This is a genomic window from Gordonia lacunae (genome assembly GCF_002149015.1).
Taxonomy (GTDB): domain Bacteria; phylum Actinomycetota; class Actinomycetes; order Mycobacteriales; family Mycobacteriaceae; genus Gordonia; species Gordonia lacunae.
Window position 1 is genome coordinate 101,751 of sequence record NZ_NGFO01000012.1, and the last position, 19,253, is coordinate 121,003.

Genomic DNA, 19,253 nt, shown 5'->3' on the forward strand with positions numbered 1-19,253 from the left:
CTGGAGTTTGTATCACTGCATCACCAACCGACGACACCGTGAGTGAAGTGACGTCCCTGGGCGTGTCAGCAGGTGCTGGCATGATCCACTACGTCCTCCTGACGCGTGACGATCTCGGTCGCAGTGTGGTCGATTCGCGTGTCATCGACGTCGACCCGACCGACGGTCTCGATTCCGCCGGTCGCGTGAATGCCGGCATCGACGTGATGCTGACCGCCGCCCGCGAAGCCGGGACGAGGGTCGGGCCCATCGGGGTCGCCGCCCGCACGGGCAGTCAGCGTCGGCAACTGCGCTCGAGGGGTAGCGGCCCCCGACGCCAGGTCCGCCTCGCCGGCGAGGACGAGGCCGTTCTCGCCTACCTCGCCGACACCGGCGAGGTCGACCGCTTCACCGCCGCGGTCGTCGTCGACTGCGGTGACACCGGCATGTCGCTCTACACCGTCGACCCCCGCGAGGGTCGGATCGGCACTCCCGAGCACTCGACGGTTCTCAGCGGCCGTCGACTCGACCGGTCCATCGTCGACCAGCTGACCGCCGACAACCCGGCCCTCGGCGAAGCCGGCCGCACCCGCGCCGATCGCAGCGAACTGCGCAGCGCCTGCCGGACCGCGAAAGAAGAGATCGCCTACGGCGGTTCCTCCGCCGCAGAGTCCGTGGTCGCCGTCTCGGCGAACGCGGGACGCGTGTCGCTGTCCGCCGCTCACGTCGAGCAGGCGATCGAGCCGATGATCCGGGACGCCCGGGAGGTGTTCGACCGGTACGTCGCGGCCGCAAGGTCCCGCGGCGTGCGTCCGGACGCGGTGGTCTTCATCGGTGGACTCGCCAACCTCCCCGCGGTGCGCGCCATCGCCTCGGAGCACGATCTGGAGGTCGTCAATCCGGCGGCTCCGGAGTTGGTCGTGGCCACCGGCGCGGCCCTGCTCGCCGCCCAGAGTTACTCGGGCGCAGCACGTCTCGCGTTCATCGGCGGCAAACCGCAACGCGAATGGCTCTCCGCGACGCCGATCGCGGTCGCCGGCGCCGTCATCGCCGCCACACTGATGACGATCTACGCGGTGAGCTCGTCGTTCGCCGATCGTCCGGCCGTCGATCCGCAGCCGTCGGTGAGCAGCGTCCCCCCGGCCGCGGCAACCAGTGACAGCGAGCCGCCGGTCGCCCCGCGGCCCACCTCTCAGCCCATCACCCGGATCCCGGCCGAACCCGTCGAGCCGACCGTCGTGCCCCCCGTTCCGACACAGCAGCCCGTGCCGCAGACCGGCTGGAACGACCCGCCGGCGTGGGCGACCACGGAGTTGCCGCCGACGCGACCGTCGACGAGCACCAGTACCCGCACGTTGTCGCCGTTCCCCTGGCCGGACCTGCCGTTCCCGCCCGGTTCGACGCCGACGATCCCGCCGGACCTGCTGCCGCCGGGTTTCCGTCCGCCGAGCGCCGCGCCCACGCCGCCACCACCGACGTACTCGACGTCGACGCCGGAGTCCTCGCGCGGTGGTTCGGCGCGGCCGAGCAGTACGCGCGCCCAGGGGTCGACCCAGGCGCCGTCGGTGTCCGGACAGCCCGCTGAGCGGGCAGGGGAGTCGGCGCCGCAGATCCCGCCGTCGTCCCAGCCCAGCAGCCCGGTGCCCACGGTTCCCGCGCCCCGCTGACCCGACGCCGCCGAGACGACGCTGTGTGAGGGCCGGATCGGGGCGTGCGGTCAGGCGTCGCGTCGCGCGAGTTCGACCGTGCGCTTGAGCAGGTCGCTGATCGCATCGAATTCGGTCAGGAATCCGTCGTGACCGGTCTCGGAGTGGACGACTTGGAGACCGCCGACGCAGTTGCCCAATTCCTCGGCGAGTTCGACCTGGAGCCGGATCGGGTAGAGGCGGTCGGAGTCGATTCCCCCGACGATCACCGGAACGGTGCACTCGTTGAGCGCCTTGGCGACTCCACCGCGACCGCGGCCGACATCGTGATGGTTGAGGACCTCGGTGAGGACGACGTAGCTCGCCGGGTCGAAGCGCGACATGAGCTTCGACGCCTGATGGTCGAGGTAGCTCTGCACGGCGTAGCGCCCGCCGGTCAGGGGATTCTCGTCGCCCTGGGCGTCGTTGGCGAACCGGCTGTCGAGCTCGGGCTCGCTGCGGTACATGAGGTGGGCGATTCGACGCGCGATTCCCATGCCCTGCAACGGGCTTCGTCCCGTGCCGTGATAGTCGCCGCCGTACCAGTCCGGGTCGGCCTTGATCGCGGCGATCTGAGCGGATTGGATACCGATCTGGTCCGCGGTCGCGCGGGCGCCGACGGCGAGGACGAGCGCGCTACGCACGCGGTCGGGGTACTCGATGACCCACTCGAGGGCGCGAGCGCCACCCATCGAGCCGCCGAGAACCGCACCGACACTGGTGATGCCGAGGCGATCGAGCAATGCCACCTCGGCCCGGACCTGGTCGAGGACGGTGATCTGCGGGAAGCGTGAGCCCCACGGACGGCCGTCGGGGGCGATGGATCCCGGGCCGGTGGACCCTTTGCAGCCCCCGAGGACGTTGGCGGAGATCACGCACCACTCATCCGTGTCGATGGCCTGCCCGGGCCCGATCAACCCGTCCCACCATCCGGCCGAGTCGTGATCGGCGTCGGCGGGACCGGTGACGTGCGAGTCGCCGGTCAGCGCGTGGAGAGTGAGGATGACGTTGTCGCGGGACGGCGACAACGTCCCCCAGCGCTGGAACGCCAGGGTGACGTCGTCGATCCGTGCTCCGCTGTCGAGAGGCAGCGATCCGATGGGGATGCCGACGAGTTCCCCGTCCGGGAGGGACTCCCAGTCGGGCTGATCAGACGCTGTCGCGTTCAGGTCGATACTCACCGACAAAGCTGCCTCACCTGGTTCACTTGGCCGCCGCGAATCCCTGTTCGAGGTCGGCCACGATGTCGTCGATTCCCTCGATGCCCACGGCCAGCCGGACCAGCCCGGGGGTCACGCCGGCGGCGAGTTGCTCCTCGGGGGTCAACTGACTGTGCGTCGTCGAGGCGGGGTGGATCACCAGCGACCGCACGTCGCCGATGTTGGCGACGTGGCTGTGCAGGCTGAGCGCGTCCACGAACTTCTTGCCGGCGTCCACTCCGCCCACGATCTCGAAGGCGATGATCGCGCCCTGTCCCTTGGGGGCCAGTTCCTGACCGCGCTTGTACCAGGGCGAGGACTCCAGGCCCGCGTATGCCACCGACTCCACCTGGGCGTGCCCCTCGAGGAAGGCGGCGACCTTCTGCGCGTTGGCGACATGGCGCTCGATGCGCAGGCTCAGGGTCTCCAGCCCCTGAGCGAGCAGGAACGCGTTGAACGGCGCGATGGCCGCACCGGTGTCACGCAGCCACTGCACGCGGGCCTTGAGCGCGAACGCGGGCGCCCCCAGGTCGGCGAAGACGGCCCCGTGATAGCTGGGGTCCGGGGTGGTGAAGCCGGGGAACAGGTCCTTCCCGTCCCGCTGGACACGCCAGTCGAAGGTCCCGCCGTCGACGATGACGCCGCCGATCGCGGTGCCGTGTCCACCGATGTACTTGGTGGCCGAGTGCACGACGATGTCGGCCCCGTGGGCCAGCGGGTTGATCAGGTACGGCGTCGCGACGGTGTTGTCGATGATCAGCGGTACGCCGTTGCGGTGCGCGACCTCCGAGATGCCGGGGATGTCCAGGATCTCGTTGTTGGGGTTGGAGATCGACTCACCGAAGAAGGCGCGGGTGTTGTCCTTGACCGCGGCCTGCCACGACGCCGGATCCTCGGGATCGTCGACGAAGGTCACCTCGACACCCAGCTTGGGCAGCGTGTAGTGGAAGAGGTTGAAGGTGCCGCCGTACAGACGCGGACTCGACACCACGTGACCGCCGGTCTCGACGATGTTGAGGATCGCGTAGGTCTCCGCAGCCTGACCCGAGGCCACGAGCAGTGCGGCGACGCCGCCCTCGAGCGCGGCGATCCGCTGCTCGACCGCATCCTGGGTCGGATTCATGATGCGGGTGTAGATGTTGCCCGGTTCGGCGAGTCCGAAGAGGTTGGCCGCGTGCTGCGTGTCGTTGAAGACATACGACGTCGTCTGGTAGATCGGCAGCGCACGGGCGTTCGTGACCGCGTCGGCGGCCTGTCCGGCGTGGATCTGCTTGGTCTCGAAGCTCCAGTTGTCGGCTGGAGTGGTGCCGTCGGCGGGGGTGCCGTCAGGGGCATCAGACATGGCGATTGATCACTTTCTACGGTCGGCAGGGCCAACTCGACCCTGTTGGGGTCCGACCTTCGGACCCGCGCTTGCCGGGGATCGCCAGTGCGATCCCGCAACCCGGTCATCACCCGGAGCACCCCACCGCGGTTGGAGGGTTGCCGATCAGCCAGCCGGGGCTTGACGCTGATGCTCATGACCTGGCGACAAGGATATAACACGGATGTGAGTGCCAGAGAACCGTCCCGGTCAGGCCGCGCCCAACACTGTCCAAGCGCACCGTGTGGGTGGCATGAGCTGTCCTCCGACCGAGTGAAATCGCATGTGGTCAGATGGATAATGCCTGCTCACGGTCATTAGCGACCCTCAACGTGCTGTCGGTTTCACCGTCGCGGACCTAGCGTTCGGCTCAGCCCCGGCTGCGTCGGAGGGTTCCGATCGGGTGGTCCGGGTTCGCACAGGAGCGCCCATGGCCGCGATCGCTCATCTCCGGACCCGACGGGCCTCGCCGGCAATCGCCGCCCTCACCGTCGTCACGGTCGGGGCAGCCCTCTGTCTGTCCGGGATCGCTCCGGCCACGGCCGCGGAGTGCAGCGACACGGGCGCGGTCATCATCGTGGCCGGAACCAATGACCCGGAGAGCGCCCACCTCGTCGGCGTGGAGCAGCGCTATACCGGTAAGACGCCGGCGGTGGTCGACGGCGACGTGGTCATCGTCGGCGACCCGGGGAGTCCGTATCTCGCCGAACCCAAGGACGTGATCCACGTCGGCTACCCGACTACGCTGTGGCCCCTCGGTGCGGCCGGATACGACGACAGCACCGGCCAGGGCAGGAGTGCGACGGCATCGGCGATCGCCGGCTATCAGCAACGATGCGGCGCCGAGTCCGACATCGTGGTCGTCGGCTACTCGCAGGGTGCCCGTGTCGCGGGTGACGTCCTCGCCGACATCGGCAACGGACGCATCATCGAGCAGGTCGTCGCGACCGACGAGAACGGCGAGGTCATGCTCGACGAGCAGGGCTATCCGGTTCTGGTCGACATCGTGGCCGGGGCCGTCTCCGGCGAGCTCTACGCGGACCCGCGGCGCGCGGGCGACCGGACCGGACGCGGCATCGAGCTGTCGTTGATCGGCATCATCCCCGGTCTGACGATGGCCGGACCGCGGGGTGGGTCGGTGACCGATGGCGGCTTCGGCGCACTCGAGGGCCGGGTGGTGTCGGTCTGCATCGAGGGCGATCCCATCTGTGATCTGCCGGATCCGATCCACGATCCGATCGGCGCGATCGACGGCCTGCTCGGCTACTTCACCAAGCACAACCGGTATCCGTTCCAGATGTATCGGGACCCGCGCGCCGCGACGTGGAACGACGGGCGAGTGGTCCGATGCGATCCGGAGACCGCGATCTGCATGGTCGCCGCGGAGTCCGCATTCGCCGAACTCGTTCAGGGGTGGGTGCGCGATGTCGGCCACGCCGGCGACATCGGGGACTTCCTGTCCGGTCGCCCGACGATCAGCCCGCCGTACGGCATCGAACTCGCCGACCTGCAGCCGGTGATCCGGCTCGTGCAGGATCTGCTGCCCCCGCTGCCGACGCTCGGGTACGGCGCCTACCTGCCGGATCTGTTCGTCGTCGAGGACATCCTGGCGGGCATCCTGACGCTGTCGCCGTCGCGGTTCGTCGACGGCGCCACCGCCCTGGCCGCGAGCCTGCGCAGCATCGTCCTGCTGCCGGTGAACTTCGTGCGGTACTGGGCGGGCGCGATCATCGGACCGGTGGCACCGCAGACCGGCACCGTCACCGTCCTCGCGGCCGATACGGCGACCCTGCGGTCGTCCACGTTGACCAGGCTCGCGACCGCGACCGACGACCCGATCGAACCGGCCCGCGTGGAGCCGACGACCGTCGTCGGCGCCTCGGTGCCGCCGCCGGCGACCCCGGCCCCGGTGGACGACCCACCCGCCGACGCTGCCGGTGCGCCCACCGGCGCGGACGACGCGAGCGGTACCGAGGCGCCCGACGAGAACCCCGCCCCGGCGCCCGTCCGCGACGAGGTCCCGGCCGCCACCGATCCGTCGGCGGGCGAGCTGTCCGGAGACGAGTCGATCGGAGAAGCGCCGGTGGGGGACGAGCCGGCGGGGGACGAACCCGAGTCCTCCGACACGGCCCCTGCGGGCGCCTGACCGAGGAGGGTCGGCCGGCGTGGCGACAGGGCGGACACGGCGCGTGTGAATGAACTCACCACCTTGTGAGGAATCAGGTCCTCCCGGCCAGGGTTGGCATGAACCGTGCCTGACGCTCTTTCGACCACCACCGATGCCCCGGCCGCCGTATCTCTGACGGATCGGTCCACCGCCCCGGAGGTCCACCCGTCTGGGGGGACCTCTGCCGGCGTGTCCCGACGGGTACGTCGCTGGACGATTCTCGCGCTGGCGCTGGGCGGTTTCGGGATCGGGACGACAGAGTTCGTCGCGATGGGTCTGCTGCCCAACATCGCGGGATCACTCGGAGTGTCCGAACCGACTGCCGGACATGTCATCTCGGCATATGCGATGGGCGTGGTGGTGGGGGCTCCGCTGATCGCGGCGCTGACCGCGAGGATGTCCCGGCGCACCCTGCTGATCGGCTTGATGGTGGCGTTCACGGTGGGCAACCTGGCCACGGTCCTCGCGCCGGATTACGGACTGCTGCTGGTGGCGCGGTTCGTCGCCGGCCTGCCGCACGGCGCCTACTTCGGTGTCGCAGCGCTGGTCGCCGCGCACCTCGCGGGCCCGCGAAACCGTGCCAAGGCCGTGGGCCAGGTGATGCTCGGCCTGTCCGTTGCCAACGTGTTCGGCGTGCCGGCGGCCGCCTGGCTCGGGGAGACCTTCGGCTGGCGGTCGGCCTTCGCGATCGTCGTCGTCATCGGGGTCGCCACCGTGATCGCATTGATCCGCGCGCTACCCGCGCTCACCGGGATGAAGACCACCGATCCGCTCACCGAGCTCGGCGCACTCAAGCGGTCGCAGGTCTGGTTCACGCTCGTCATCGGCACCGTCGGGTTCGGCGGGATGTTCGCGTTCTACACCTACCTCAACTCCGCGCTGACCACCGACACGGGACTGTCGGTATCGGTCGTGCCGTTCGCGCTGATGCTGTACGGACTGGGCATGGTGACCGGCAACTTCGTCGGCGGCTACGTCGCCGACCGCAGCGTGCCGGTGGCGATCCTCGGTGGTCTCACGGCCAGCGCCGTGTCCCTCGGCGCGTTTGCGGTGCTGGCGCAGAACGCCTGGGCGGCACTGGTTCTCACCTACCTCGTGGCACTCACCGGCTCGACGATGCTGCCCGCGCTGCAGACCAGGCTGATGGACGTGGCCGCCGACGCGCAGACCCTCGCCGCGGCGTTGAACCACTCCGCCCTGAACATCGCCAACGCGGCCGGGGCCCTGCTCGGTGGGGTGGTGGTCGGCGCGGGCTACGGCTATCTCGCCCCGTCGGTCGTCGGCGTGTTGCTCGCGGTGGCCGGCATCGCCGTCACCGTCGTGGCGCTCGCGACGTCGCGACGTCACGCCCGGCGCATGGCCGCAGGTTCCTGAGCCGAGCACATCGCCCGCTCGACGACGAGGGCCGACCGGGGGATTCCGGTCGGCCCTCGTCGTCGGCTGATGGTCAGCTGTTGGTCGGCGGTGTGGCGATCGTCTTCGACAGGTAGAGCTGCTCGCCGAGCTTGTTGATCAGCTCGAGTTGCGTCTCGAGGTAGTCGATGTGTTCTTCCTCGTCGGCGAGGATCTGCTCGAGGAGATTCGCGCTCGTGATGTCACCCTTGGACCGGCACAGGGCGATCCCGGGTCGGAGTCGTTCGACGACCTCGACCTCGATCGCCATATCCGATTCGAACTGTTCGCGGATCGACTGCCCGATGCGCAGCGGCAGCAGGCGCTGGTAATTGGGGAGCGCATCGAGGAACAGGATGCGATCGGTCAGGATCTCGGCGTGGGTCATCTCTTCGATCGACTCGGCGCGGGTCTTCGCCGCGATCTCGGTCAGTCCCCAGCTCTGCTGCATCTTCGCGTGCAGAAAGTACTGGTTGATGGCCGTCAGCTCACTGGTGAGCTGTTCGTTGAGCAGTTCGATGACCTCGTCGTCGCCACGCATGTGTCAGCCTCCGGTTCGCCGTGAATGTCCGGTCGAACCGTAACACGACAAAACCCCTCGCGCGTCGTGTCGCGCGAGGTCGGTGGGGTCGGCTGTCAGGTCATGCAGCGGTCGTCGCGGTTGACGCCCTTTCGCTCAGGATGTCGTGCAGTTGGTCCAGGCAGGTTCCGCAGCCTTCGCCTGCGCCGCATCGGTCGCTGATCGCGTCGACGGTGTACGCACCTGCGTCGCAGTGTGCGTGGACCTCGTCGACCGTCACGGCGCGGCATATGCAAACGAACATCTTCGGACTCACCTTCGTGCCTGGATTAGGCAATGCTTACATACCCTGGGCGCTGTGCACAAGGGTTGCCTTACCTTTATCCGACGAGTGAGACGAGATCGCCGGGCTCTGGGTTGTCGGACCTCGCCCGTAGGATGTGGCCCCGTGCCACTCACGATCTCCACGGTGAACGTCAACGGAATCCGCGCAGCGGTCAAACATCGGTCGGAGGCCAACCGCGGCTTCCTGCCCTGGCTCGATGCCTCGACACTCGATGCGTCCGGGCTGGACGTGGTCCTGTTGCAGGAGATCCGCGCCGACGAGGAACTCGCCCGCGAGGCGCTGGCCCCGGCCCTGGCCGATGGGTGGCATCTGACGATGAGCCCGTCGAGCGTCAAGGGTCACGCGGGTGTCGGTGTTCTGACACGCACGGCCCCGTCGACGGTGCGGGTGGGGTTCGGGAGTGCCGAGTTCGATGATCTCGGCCGTTACCTCGAGGTCGACATCGACACCGATCTGGGGCCGCTGACCGCGGCGAGTCTGTACGTCCCCAAGGGGGCCGCACTGTCCGACGCCGAGAAGGACATCGCCAAGCACGACGAGAAGGTCCGCTTCATGGACGAGTTCGGCGCCCATCTCGGCCGGCTGGTCCGTCGCCGTCGGCACGTCGTCGTGGGCGGCGACTGGAACATCGCGCCCGCCGAGGCCGACATCAAGAACTGGAAGGGCAATCTCAAGAGCCCCGGTTTCCTGCCGCACGAACGTGCCTGGGTCGGCGGTCTGCTGGCGGCCGGGTGGCACGACGTCGTGCGCGAGCTGTTCCCCGACGACGCCGGTCCCTACTCCTGGTGGTCGTGGCGCGGAAAGGCCTTCGACAACGACTCCGGGTGGCGTATCGACTACCAGCTCACCAACACGAAGCTGGCCGACCGCGCGGCCAAGGCCGAGGTCGCACGTGCGGCGGCATACGACCTCCGCTGGTCCGACCATGCTCCGGTCACCGTGCGGTACGAGTGACCGGGTCTGACAAACTGAGCGTCATGACCAGCGACGCAGAACGCACCGGAGCCCCGTCGGCCGGTGCGGTGCCGACCCGCCCGCGCGTGCTGTCGGGCATCCAGCCGACCAGCGATTCCTTCCACCTCGGGAACTATCTCGGTGCGGTCCGGCAGTGGGTGGCGTTGCAGGACGACTTCGACGCGTTCTACTTCATCCCCGACATGCACGCACTGACCGTGCCGTTCGATCCGAAGGTGCTGGCCGAACGCACCCGCCTGAGTGTCGCGCAGTTGCTCGCCGTCGGTGTCGACCCCGAGCGGTCGACCATCTACGTGCAGTCCCACATCCCCGAGATCGCCCAGCTGACGTGGGTCCTGTCCTGCATCACCGGTTTCGGCGAGGCGAGCCGGATGACCCAGTTCAAGGACAAGTCGGCCAAGCAGGGCGTCGACGCGGCGGGTGTCGGTCTGTTCACCTATCCCATCCTGATGGCCGCCGACATCCTCGCGTTCGGAGTCGACCGCGTGCCGGTCGGCGAGGACCAGCGGCAGCACCTCGAACTCACCCGTGATCTGGCGCAGCGCTTCAACTCCCGCTTCGGCACGGTGCTCAAGGTGCCGCAGGCGCACATCGTGTCCGAGTTCGCCAAGATCTACGACCTCCAGAACCCGACCGCCAAGATGAGCAAGTCCGCCGAGACCGACAAGGGCCTGATCAACCTGCTCGACGATCCGAAGCGGTCGGCGAAGAAGATCCGCTCCGCCGTCACCGACACCGGGTCGGAGATCCGGTTCGATGTCGCCGAGAAGCCGGGCGTCTCCAACCTGCTGACCATCCAGTCGGCCCTGTCCGGCGTCGGCGTCGACGACCTGGTCGCCAAGTACGAGGGCAAGGGGTACGGAGATCTGAAGGTCGACACCGCGGAGGTGCTCGCCGAGTTCGTGACGCCGCTCCGCGGACGGGTCGACGAGTACCTGTCCGATCCGGCCGAACTCGATGCCGTCCTGGCCCGGGGCGCGGCCCGCGCTCGGGCGGTTGCGTCCGAGACGCTGGCGTCGGTCTATGACAAGGTGGGGTTCCTGGCGCCTGGCCGGTGACACCGGACCCGCAGGACGCCCGTGCTTGGATCGCACAGGGACGCACGTCCCGAGCTCTGACCAGGAAGGCCGTTTCATGACCTCCGCGCCAGACCCGGCGAAGTCACCGGTAGACACTGCGAAATCGGCTGTGGACAAAGGGATGTCGGTCGTCGACAAGGGCAAGTCGGCCTTCGCCGCGGCGCGGGAGAGATGGCCCGCCGTCGAGCACCTGGTGCAGACCGTCGAACGCTACAACGACCGGCGCGGAAACGTGTACGCCGCGGCCATCAGTTTCAACGGCATCCTCGCGCTGGTCCCGATCATCATGGTGGTGTTCTCGGTCGCGGCGTTCGTGCTCGCCAACCAACCCCAACTGCTCGACGACCTGCAGAAGGCCGTCGTCGAGGCCGCGCCCGGCAAGATGGGCGAACAGCTCAGTGAGGTCATCGATTCGGCGATCTCCTCGCGCGCGGCGGTCGGGATCGTCGGTCTGATCGGTGCCGCCTTCACCGGGATCGGGTGGATATCCGGCGTCCGGGTGGCCTTCACCGAGATGTACGGGGGCCGCGTCGACCGCAACCCCGTTCTGTCGAAGGTGTGGGACCTCCTCACGTTCGCGTTGCTGGGCATGGCCTTCGCGGTGACGATGGCGCTGACGACCCTCGGGAACAGCGGGCTCACCACCACGATGCTCTCCTGGGTCGGACTCGACGACGCGTCATGGGCCCCGGTCGTGGTCCGGGCGGTCGCGATCATCGTGTCCGTGGTCGCCAGCTGGCTGCTCTTCACGTTCGTGCTCGCGCGGCTTCCGCTGGTGCCGTTGCCCATGACGCACGCGATGAAGGCCGGCTTGGTCATCGCGATCGCTTTCGAGCTGATGAAATCGCTTGGCGGGCTCTATCTTCAATCGGTTCTCGGCTCGCCGGCCGGGGTGGCCTTCGGCCCGATCTTCGGCGTCTTCGTCTTCGCGTACCTGGCGTCGCGGATCGTGCTGTACGCCACCGCGTGGTGTGCGACCGACCCCATCAACAGCTCGTATCAGGTCGTCGAGGACCCCGACGCGGAACTTCGGCGGCCGGTGGTCATCTCGCCGACCGTCGAGGTGAATCCGGCACCCCGCGCGGCTGCGCTCGCGGCCGCCGCCGGCGTGGGCGCGGCAGCTGCCGCGCTCGTCGGGGCCCTCCGGCGACGCTGACGCCCGCGTCCCCGGGCGGGACGCTCGGGTCGTGGCTCAGCGTCGACCGGCGAATCGCAGGCCCAGCAGCAGCAGGGCGACCGCCACGAGCGCGGCCACGAGGCCGATCAGAATCTGGACCGAGGTGGACGATGCCCGATCGGAACCCGCTGCCGTGGCGCGTTTCTCGGTGTACGGTTCGGGCGCTGTCGACGACGCCCCATCGGTCGTCGTCGCCCCGTCGGACGACGACGGCTCGACGAGGCGGCCCACCGAGATGGCGGGGTCGGTTCGGAAGCCGTAGTCGAACATCGACTCGGCCTGATCCCAGTACAGGTCGCCGTCGACGGACAGGCCGAACATCTGCACGATGATCACCGTCCGGCCGTCCCGTTCGGCGGCACCGACGAAGGTCTTGCGCGCGTCGTCGGTGTAGCCGGTCTTGCCGCCGATGATCCCCGGATACCCGTCGAGCAGAAGGTGATTGGTGCTGTACATGTCGTAGGCCGGATGATCCTTGTCGCCCGGGACGTCCGGGCGCCGCGGATACCCCGGAAAGCGAAAGGTACGCATCGCGATCATCTCGCGGAACGTGGGTTCGGCCAGTGCGGCACGGAAGAACAGCGCCAGGTCGTAGGGCGACGACGACATCCCGGCGGCGTCGAGACCAGACGGGCTCGCGGCCCGCGTGTCATGGGCGCCCAGCCGTTGTGCCCGATCGTTCATCTTCTCCAGGGCGGCGTCGACGCCGCCGAGCTCACGCGCGAGGGCGTGCGCGCAGTCGTTGCCCGACACCAGCAACAGGCCGGTGAGCAGATCGCGCACGGTGTAGACCCCGCCCGGTCCCATGCCGCACGAGTCGCCCTCGGCGCTCCAGTCCTCGGGGGTGGGTACAACCCGTGTGGCCAGGTCGAGTTCGTCGAGGGCGACGAGGGCGAGTAGCACCTTGATCGTCGACGCCGGCCGATAACGGCCGTGGGGGTCCTTGGCGGCGATGACCCGACCGGACTCGAGGTCGGCGATCAGCCAACCCGCCGAGGTCAGGCGGGGCGGGACAGGTCCGGCGGCCGGGTCGGCGACGACGCCGCAACCGGCGAGCTCGTCACCTCCGACCGCCGGCGTCGGAACCGGGAGGGGAGTGGGGGCCGCCGAACCGGGCGCGACGACCTCGGATTCGTCGACGGCGGGCGGGGTCGCGACCTTGTGCGGACAGTGATCGGTGGCCGGAGTGGTGACGGTCGGTGGTGGCGGGGCCGGCAGCGGGACGGCGACGGCGGGATCGGTTCCGACGACCAGGCCCAGGAGACCGAAGCTCAGCACGGCGACGAGTGCGCACGCGGTACGACGAGTCCACGTCGAGGTCATCGGCCGCACGTTACCAGCGAGAGCGGCCGTTGCCGACGACCTCGTGCAGCCATCGCCGCATCACCGCATCCGCCATCGGTGCGGTCACGCTCTCGATGGCCGCCGCCGCGGCGGGAAACCGGTCGGTGGCGGGTTCGCCCAGGACCTCGGCCACCGAGGACCGTGACTCCGGATGTGACAACCAGTCGCCGACGAGTCGGCCGCCGGCCTCGAGATGGAACTGCACGCCATAGCAGTTGTCGACGCGGAACAGTTGGGTGACGCAGGACTCCGAGGATGCGAGCAGAGTCGCCCCGGGCGGCAGGGTGACGGTGTCGAAATGCCACTGCACGGTGTCGATCTCGCGAGGTGTGGGTTCGATGACCGCGCCGCCCCACACCGGATCGGACATTCCCGCGTCGTTCAAGATCACGCGGTGCACGCCGAGTTCCGGTACATCTCCGGTGTACACCTCGCCACCGAAGGCCGCGGCCAGCATCTGCGCACCCAGGCAGACGCCCCAGATGGGCATACCCCGGTCGCGAGCTCGACGGAGCAGATCGAGTTCGTCGCTGATCCAGGGGATGCGGTCCGCGTCACCCACGCCCATCGCGCCGCCGAGAACGACGATGGCGTCGACATCCGTCAGGTCCACGGATGCGGACTCGCGCCAGATCCGTAGCGTGGTCGTCTCGGCGGTGTCGTACAACGCGGGACCATATGCTCCCGGCGGCTCGGACTCCGCGTGCCGGATCTCCAAGACCCGCAGCCGCTCCGGCGCCTCGACCCGCTCTGTTCTGATGCTCATGACGAGAGCAAGCGTACGGTTCCGGCGGCCATTCCTCTCGTCGACGCGGTGCGCGGCGAACCGGGCCGGAAGGAACAGCGCCGGGTTCACCCCGTACGGCACGCGCTCGTGGCGCGGGCACCATGCGCGGTGTGGTCGGCGACGCTCTCGGCGTCGACCTCGATCTCGCACCGGGAGAGGCGCCCGCCCGACTGGAACAGAGCGTCGACGGGGAGATCGCCCGCGGCCCGCGTGTATACCACCGACGCCGTCCAGTTACCGTGCGAATCCCGCTGCGTGAGCGGGACGTCGGACTGCGTGCGTAATCGGCCGTCCGCGTCGGTCCAGACCGCGGCGCCGTTGTACTGCTGGTCGGAAGTCAGGGTGATCGTGATTCGCTGGGTGTCGGCGGTGGGCGCTGCCGCGGCCGGGGCGAAGACCAGAAGGCAGGCGAACGCACTCACCGCGAACGTCAACAGCAGCCGGAACAATAGGGCGCGGGCCATGGGAACTCCGTTCGATGTGCGAGAACCGATCCGGCAACCCTTCGGTCACCCTCGGTCTCTCTTCGACGCATCGAACCGCTGATCGGTTCCCTCGGATCGCCGGTCTGCTCCCGCGTCAGGTGGCGACCGTCAGCGGGAGCGTGGTGAAACGGCGGACGAGAACCCCCGGCTCCCACTGCGTCTGACCCAGATCGATCCGGAAGGTCGAGGCGGAAGACAACAGAAGCTCGATCGCGAGTCGCGCCTGCAGCCGCGCCAGAGCAGCCCCCACGCACAGATGCAGACCCTTGCCGAACGCGAGATGCGACCGCCGGGCCGCCGGATCGAGATCGATCGCCGCGGGGTCGTCGAAATGAGCCGGGTCGCGGTTGGCGGCTCCCCACATCAGGAAGACGTGCGAACCGGCCGGAAGCCGGGTGTCGCCGAGAGTGGTGTCGGCGACGACGTGCCGGAAGTGTCCACGAAACGGGGTCTCGAGCCGAAGCGCTTCCTCCACGAACACGGGGATGAGCTCAGGGGCCTGGCGCAGACGTTCGACGACCCCGGGGTGACGGTCCAGGAGCCAGACGACACTGTTGAGCAGACTCGTGGTGGACTCGGCGCCCGCCGCGACCAGCTGGAACAGGATCATCACGGCCGACTCGTGGTCGAGACCGCCTTCCGCGACGCGGGCGGCCACCTCGGCCAGCGCAGTCGGCCCGCTCGCTTCGCTCCCGGCGCCGGTGTCATTCGGCCCGCTCGCTTCGCTCCCGGCGCCGGTGTCATTCGGCCCGCTCGCTTCGCTCCCGGCGCCGGTGTCATTCGGCCCGCTCGCTTCGCTCCCGGCGCCGGTCAGCGCCGCCGACAGGTAACCCGTCAGCTCGCCGACCGCCGCGGTCGCCGTCGTCAGCTGCTCCGGCGTGATGACGCCGTCGATCAGGACATTGGTCGCGATCGCCCACCGGGTGAGTGCGGCGCGGTCATCGGCCGGAAACCCGAGCAGCTCACACGCGACCGCCATCGGAATCCGTTGTGCCACAGCGCTCACCCAGTCGATCCGGCCGTCGTGCAGATTCGCGCTCCACGACCGGGTGAGGAGCCCGCGGATGGTCGGCTCCAGATCACGGATCCGCGCCGGCGCGACCGACCTCATCACGAGCTTGCGATGATCCCGGTGCCGGGCTCCGTCGGCGGTCGCGAGCACATGCATCGCATCGCCCAGACCGGCGACGGGGAACTCCGACACCGTGCCATCGCCATGCCACACCATCGTCGCGGTCAGGTTCGACGAGAAGTCCTCGGGGCGGCGTACCGCTTCGGTGATGAGATCCCAGGAGCCGACGGCGAAGAACGGGGAGTCGCCGATCCGTTGCACCGGTGAGTTGGTGTGGAGGCGCGAGTAGAAGGTCGTGGGGTCCTCGGTGGTGTCCATGACACCAGGGTCGACGACGTCGGCCGCGGTGGCACGCGATTCCGGGAAGCAGAGGTCGGCGGGATCGGTGGGTGCGTCATGGCGTCTCACCGTAGGCTCATGAGCAGGCGGTAGCGGTCGCCAAGGGAGCATTGATCGTCTCATGGTGAGAATGGAGGGCTCGTGGTCCAGGACTGGCTGGTCGGCGGTGAACGGCGGGACGCCGCCCGCGAACGCCTCGTCGCGCATGCCGCGGCTCTCATCGCCCGGCGCGGACTCGATGCGTTCGACCTCGACGAGCTCGGTCGCCGGGCGCATTGTTCGCGGGCGACGATCTACCGGCATGCCGGCGGACGGGCCGCGTTGATCGAGTCCGTGCTGGCCACCACCTCGGCGCCGGTGCTGGCCGCCATCCGGGCGTCGATCGCCGATCTCACGGGACCCGAACGTGCCCGGACGGCGATCATCGAGACCCTGCGGGCCCTCCGGGGGGACCGGGTCATCCGGCAGTTCCTCCGGCCGGACAACCTGATCAGCGCAACGCCGACGGTCCTGTCGTCTCCCGCGGTGCACGCGGTGGCCGCCGATCTGGTCGGCGTCGATCCCGACGACCCCGCGGATGCGCGGTTCCTCATCCGGTCGGTGCTCGCCATGCTGCTCTGGCCCGCCGAGCCGGACGAGGAGGCGCGCAGCGCGGACTCGATCGTCGCCGGAATCCTCCGTCCGGCGGCAACCGCCGTGAGCACCACCTCGACCGCGACCGACGACGACGGCCCGCACCCCTGAAGGGTGCGGGCCGTCGCCGGGCTGCAGAGAGAGTTCGAATGGGTCAGCGCGAGAACATGAGTGCGCGCTTGACCTCCGAGATCGCCTGGGTGACCTGAATGCCACGCGGGCAGGCGTCGGTGCAGTTGAAGGTCGTGCGGCAGCGCCACACACCGTCGACGTCGTTGAGGATGTCGAGACGCTCGACGGCACCCTCGTCACGGCTGTCGAAGATGAACCGGTGCGCGTTGACGATCGCGGCCGGGCCGAAGTACGAGCCCTCGGTCCAGAACACCGGGCAGCTCGTCGTACAGCAGGCGCACAGGATGCACTTGGTGGTGTCATCGAAACGGGCGCGATCGGCCTGGCTCTGGATGCGCTCGCGGGTCGGCTCGTTACCCGAGGTGATCAGGAACGGCTTGATCGCGCGGAACGCGTCGAAGAACGGCTCCATGTCGACGACGAGATCCTTCTCCACCGGCAGGCCGCGGATCGGCTCGATGGTGATGGTGATCTCTTTGGACTTGTCCTTGGGGAGCATGTCCTTCATCAGGAGCTTGCAGGCGAGGCGGTTGACGCCGTTGATCCGCATCGCGTCCGACCCGCACACGCCGTGGGCACAACTACGACGGAACGTGAGTGTTCCATCGAGGTAGCCCTTCACGTACAGGAGCAGATTGAGCAGGCGGTCCGTCGGCAGTGCCGGAACGCGGAAGCTCTCGAAACCCTGGGCGTCGGGGTTCTCCGGGTTGAAGCGGAAGATCTTGAGCGTCACCATGGTGGCCTCGTCGGGCACCGGTGGCAACGGCGGCTCGTCGGAGGAGGGCGCGGGCTTGTCCAGAACAGATGTCATCAGTACTTACGCTCCATCGGCTCGTAGCGGGTTTCCACGACCGGCTTGTACTCCAACTCGATGTCTGAAAGGAGATCGGTGCCCTTTTTGTAGGCCATGGTGTGCCGCTTGTAGTTGACGTCGTCACGATCCGGGTAGTCCTCGCGTGCGTGACCGCCGCGCGACTCCTTGCGGTTCAGGGCTCCCGCCACGGTCACCTCGGCCATCTCCAGCAGGAAGCCCAGTTCGATGGCCTCGAGGAGATCGCTGTTGAAACGCTTGCCCTTGTCATGGACGCGGATGTGGGCGTAGCGCTCCTTGAACCCGTGGATGTCGGTCAGGGCCTGCTTGAGGGTCTCCTCGGTGCGGAACACCGAGGCGTTGGCGTCCATCGAGGCCTGCAGTTCGGTGCGGATGTCGGCGACGCGCTCGTGGCCGTGATCGCTGAGCAGCAGTTCGAGCCACGAATCGACCATCTCGGTGGGCGTCTCGGGGAGTTCGGCGAACTCGGCCGAGTTCGCGTAGTCCGCTGCGGCGATGCCGGCACGACGACCGAAGACGTTGATGTCGAGCAGCGAGTTGGTCCCCAGGCGGTTGGCGCCGTGGACCGACACGCACGCACACTCGCCCGCGGCGTACAGGCCGTGCACGACCTCGTCGTTGTTGCGCAGCACCTGACCGTTGATGTTCGTCGGGATGCCACCCATGACGTAGTGGCACGTCGGGAAGACCGGCACGTACTCGGTGACCGGGTCGACGCCGAGGTAGGTGCGCGCGAACTCGGTGATGTCGGGGAGCTTCTCGTTGAGGACGTCCTCACCGAGGTGGGTCACGTCGATGTAGACGTAATCCTTGTTCGGTCCGGCGCCGCGACCCTCGAGCACCTCGAGCACCATCGAGCGGGCGACGATGTCGCGCGGCGCGAGGTCCTTGATGGTCGGGGCGTAGCGCTCCATGAAGCGTTCGCCGTCGGCGTTGCGCAGGATGCCGCCCTCGCCGCGGACCGCCTCGGAGATGAGGATGCCGAGACCGGCCAGACCCGTCGGGTGGAACTGGTGGAACTCCATGTCCTCGAGGGGGAGGCCCTTGCGGAAGATGATGCCCATGCCGTCGCCGGTCAGCGTGTGCGCATTGGACGTCGTCTTGTACATGCGGCCCGAGCCGCCGGTGGCGAAGACGATCGACTTGGCGTGGAACACGTGGATCTCGCCGGTCGCGAGTTCGTAGGCGACGACGCCGGTCGCGACTTGCTCGCCCTTCTCGTTCTCGGTGAGGCAGATGTCGAGGGCGTAGAACTCGTTGAAGAACTCGACGTCGTGCTTGACGCAGTTCTGGTACAGCGTCTGCAGGATCATGTGACCGGTGCGGTCGGCCGCGTAGCAGGCCCGCCGGACCGGGGACTTGCCGTGGTCGCGGGTGTGACCGCCGAAGCGCCGCTGGTCGATCTTGCCCTCGGGTGTCCGGTTGAAGGGCAGGCCCATCTTCTCGAGATCGAGCACCGCGTCGATGGCCTCCTTGGCCATGATCTCGACGGCGTCCTGATCGGCGAGGTAGTCACCACCCTTGACCGTGTCGAAGGTGTGCCACTCCCAGTTGTCTTCCTCGACGTTGGCGAGTGCCGCACACATGCCGCCCTGGGCCGCGCCGGTGTGGCTGCGGGTGGGGTACAGCTTGGTCAGCACCGCGGTGCGGGCACGGGGGGCGGCTTCGATGGCCGCGCGCATGCCTGCGCCGCCGGCGCCCACGATGACGACGTCGTAGCGGTGTTCCTGCATGTTCTAGGTCTCCT

Annotated in this window: 17 protein-coding genes and 1 riboswitch; of the genes, 7 read left to right on the forward strand and 10 right to left on the reverse strand. The window is 68.5% G+C overall.

The window, feature by feature from the left end; genetic code table 11:
* Positions 1 to 80 precede the first annotated feature (80 nt).
* A complete protein-coding gene (locus CA982_RS12345; protein WP_086535613.1) occupies positions 81 to 1,646 on the forward strand; it encodes an Hsp70 family protein in 1,566 nt (521 codons plus the stop codon).
* A gap of 50 nt (positions 1,647 to 1,696) precedes the next feature.
* Here the strand turns inward: CA982_RS12345 and metX are convergent, their stop codons facing one another.
* Positions 1,697 to 2,851: a homoserine O-acetyltransferase MetX gene (metX, locus tag CA982_RS12350; RefSeq protein ID WP_086535614.1), complete on the reverse strand. Its 1,155-nt coding sequence runs from the start codon at positions 2,849 to 2,851 to the stop codon at positions 1,697 to 1,699.
* 16 nt (positions 2,852 to 2,867) lie between these two features.
* Positions 2,868 to 4,205: a bifunctional o-acetylhomoserine/o-acetylserine sulfhydrylase gene (locus CA982_RS12355; RefSeq protein WP_086535615.1), complete on the reverse strand. Its 1,338-nt coding sequence runs from the start codon at positions 4,203 to 4,205 to the stop codon at positions 2,868 to 2,870.
* A gap of 62 nt (positions 4,206 to 4,267) precedes the next feature.
* Positions 4,268 to 4,388, reverse strand: a riboswitch (SAM riboswitch).
* Between the two features lie 268 nt (positions 4,389 to 4,656).
* Between CA982_RS12355 and CA982_RS12360 the strand changes: the two genes are divergently transcribed.
* Positions 4,657 to 6,372, forward strand: coding sequence for a cutinase family protein (locus CA982_RS12360; RefSeq protein ID WP_086535616.1), 1,716 nt, complete (start codon positions 4,657 to 4,659; stop codon positions 6,370 to 6,372).
* Positions 6,373 to 6,477: 105 nt separating this feature from the next.
* The gene (locus CA982_RS12365; protein WP_086535617.1) at positions 6,478 to 7,767 is read left to right on the forward strand and encodes an MFS transporter; all 1,290 of its coding nucleotides are present in this window, start codon (positions 6,478 to 6,480) and stop codon (positions 7,765 to 7,767) included.
* A gap of 73 nt (positions 7,768 to 7,840) precedes the next feature.
* Here CA982_RS12365 and bfr read toward each other — a convergent pair whose 3' ends face one another.
* Both bfr and CA982_RS12375 read right to left on the reverse strand, forming a co-directional pair.
* Positions 7,841 to 8,326, reverse strand: coding sequence for a bacterioferritin (gene bfr, locus CA982_RS12370; RefSeq protein WP_004021693.1), 486 nt, complete (start codon positions 8,324 to 8,326; stop codon positions 7,841 to 7,843).
* Positions 8,327 to 8,426: 100 nt separating this feature from the next.
* Complete coding sequence (locus CA982_RS12375; RefSeq protein ID WP_010841902.1) at positions 8,427 to 8,609, reverse strand: (2Fe-2S)-binding protein; 183 nt, start codon at positions 8,607 to 8,609, stop codon at positions 8,427 to 8,429.
* Between the two features lie 144 nt (positions 8,610 to 8,753).
* On the opposite strand from CA982_RS12375, the gene CA982_RS12380 reads away from it, so the two are divergent.
* The 3 genes from CA982_RS12380 to CA982_RS12390 all read left to right on the forward strand — a co-directional run bounded on the left by CA982_RS12380 (position 8,754) and on the right by CA982_RS12390 (position 11,861).
* Positions 8,754 to 9,605 (forward strand): exodeoxyribonuclease III, encoded by an 852-nt coding sequence (locus tag CA982_RS12380; RefSeq protein ID WP_086535618.1) that lies wholly within the window; start codon positions 8,754 to 8,756, stop codon positions 9,603 to 9,605.
* A gap of 23 nt (positions 9,606 to 9,628) precedes the next feature.
* Positions 9,629 to 10,684, forward strand: a complete 1,056-nt coding sequence (trpS, locus tag CA982_RS12385; protein ID WP_086535655.1) for a tryptophan--tRNA ligase — start codon at positions 9,629 to 9,631, stop codon at positions 10,682 to 10,684.
* A gap of 76 nt (positions 10,685 to 10,760) precedes the next feature.
* A complete protein-coding gene (locus CA982_RS12390) occupies positions 10,761 to 11,861 on the forward strand; it encodes a YhjD/YihY/BrkB family envelope integrity protein (RefSeq protein ID WP_086535619.1) in 1,101 nt (366 codons plus the stop codon).
* Between the two features lie 36 nt (positions 11,862 to 11,897).
* Here the strand turns inward: CA982_RS12390 and CA982_RS12395 are convergent, their stop codons facing one another.
* The 4 genes from CA982_RS12395 to CA982_RS12410 all read right to left on the reverse strand — a co-directional run bounded on the left by CA982_RS12395 (position 11,898) and on the right by CA982_RS12410 (position 15,888).
* Positions 11,898 to 13,205, reverse strand: coding sequence for a D-alanyl-D-alanine carboxypeptidase family protein (locus CA982_RS12395; protein ID WP_086535657.1), 1,308 nt, complete (start codon positions 13,203 to 13,205; stop codon positions 11,898 to 11,900).
* Between the two features lie 10 nt (positions 13,206 to 13,215).
* The gene (locus tag CA982_RS12400) at positions 13,216 to 13,992 is read right to left on the reverse strand and encodes a type 1 glutamine amidotransferase (protein WP_086535656.1); all 777 of its coding nucleotides are present in this window, start codon (positions 13,990 to 13,992) and stop codon (positions 13,216 to 13,218) included.
* A gap of 86 nt (positions 13,993 to 14,078) precedes the next feature.
* Positions 14,079 to 14,477 (reverse strand): hypothetical protein, encoded by a 399-nt coding sequence (locus tag CA982_RS12405; RefSeq protein ID WP_086535620.1) that lies wholly within the window; start codon positions 14,475 to 14,477, stop codon positions 14,079 to 14,081.
* A gap of 115 nt (positions 14,478 to 14,592) precedes the next feature.
* Positions 14,593 to 15,888 (reverse strand): cytochrome P450, encoded by a 1,296-nt coding sequence (locus tag CA982_RS12410; protein WP_086535658.1) that lies wholly within the window; start codon positions 15,886 to 15,888, stop codon positions 14,593 to 14,595.
* Positions 15,889 to 16,050: 162 nt separating this feature from the next.
* On the opposite strand from CA982_RS12410, the gene CA982_RS12415 reads away from it, so the two are divergent.
* On the forward strand, positions 16,051 to 16,653 hold the full coding sequence (locus CA982_RS12415) for a TetR/AcrR family transcriptional regulator (protein ID WP_086535621.1): 603 nt from the start codon (positions 16,051 to 16,053) through the stop codon (positions 16,651 to 16,653).
* 43 nt (positions 16,654 to 16,696) lie between these two features.
* On the opposite strand, the gene CA982_RS12420 is transcribed toward CA982_RS12415, so the two are convergent.
* Both CA982_RS12420 and sdhA read right to left on the reverse strand, forming a co-directional pair.
* Positions 16,697 to 17,485, reverse strand: coding sequence for a succinate dehydrogenase iron-sulfur subunit (locus tag CA982_RS12420; protein ID WP_004021684.1), 789 nt, complete (start codon positions 17,483 to 17,485; stop codon positions 16,697 to 16,699).
* A complete protein-coding gene (gene sdhA / locus CA982_RS12425) occupies positions 17,485 to 19,239 on the reverse strand; it encodes a succinate dehydrogenase flavoprotein subunit (protein ID WP_004021683.1) in 1,755 nt (584 codons plus the stop codon). Before sdhA ends, CA982_RS12420 begins: the two co-directional genes overlap by 1 nt.
* Positions 19,240 to 19,253 lie beyond the last annotated feature (14 nt).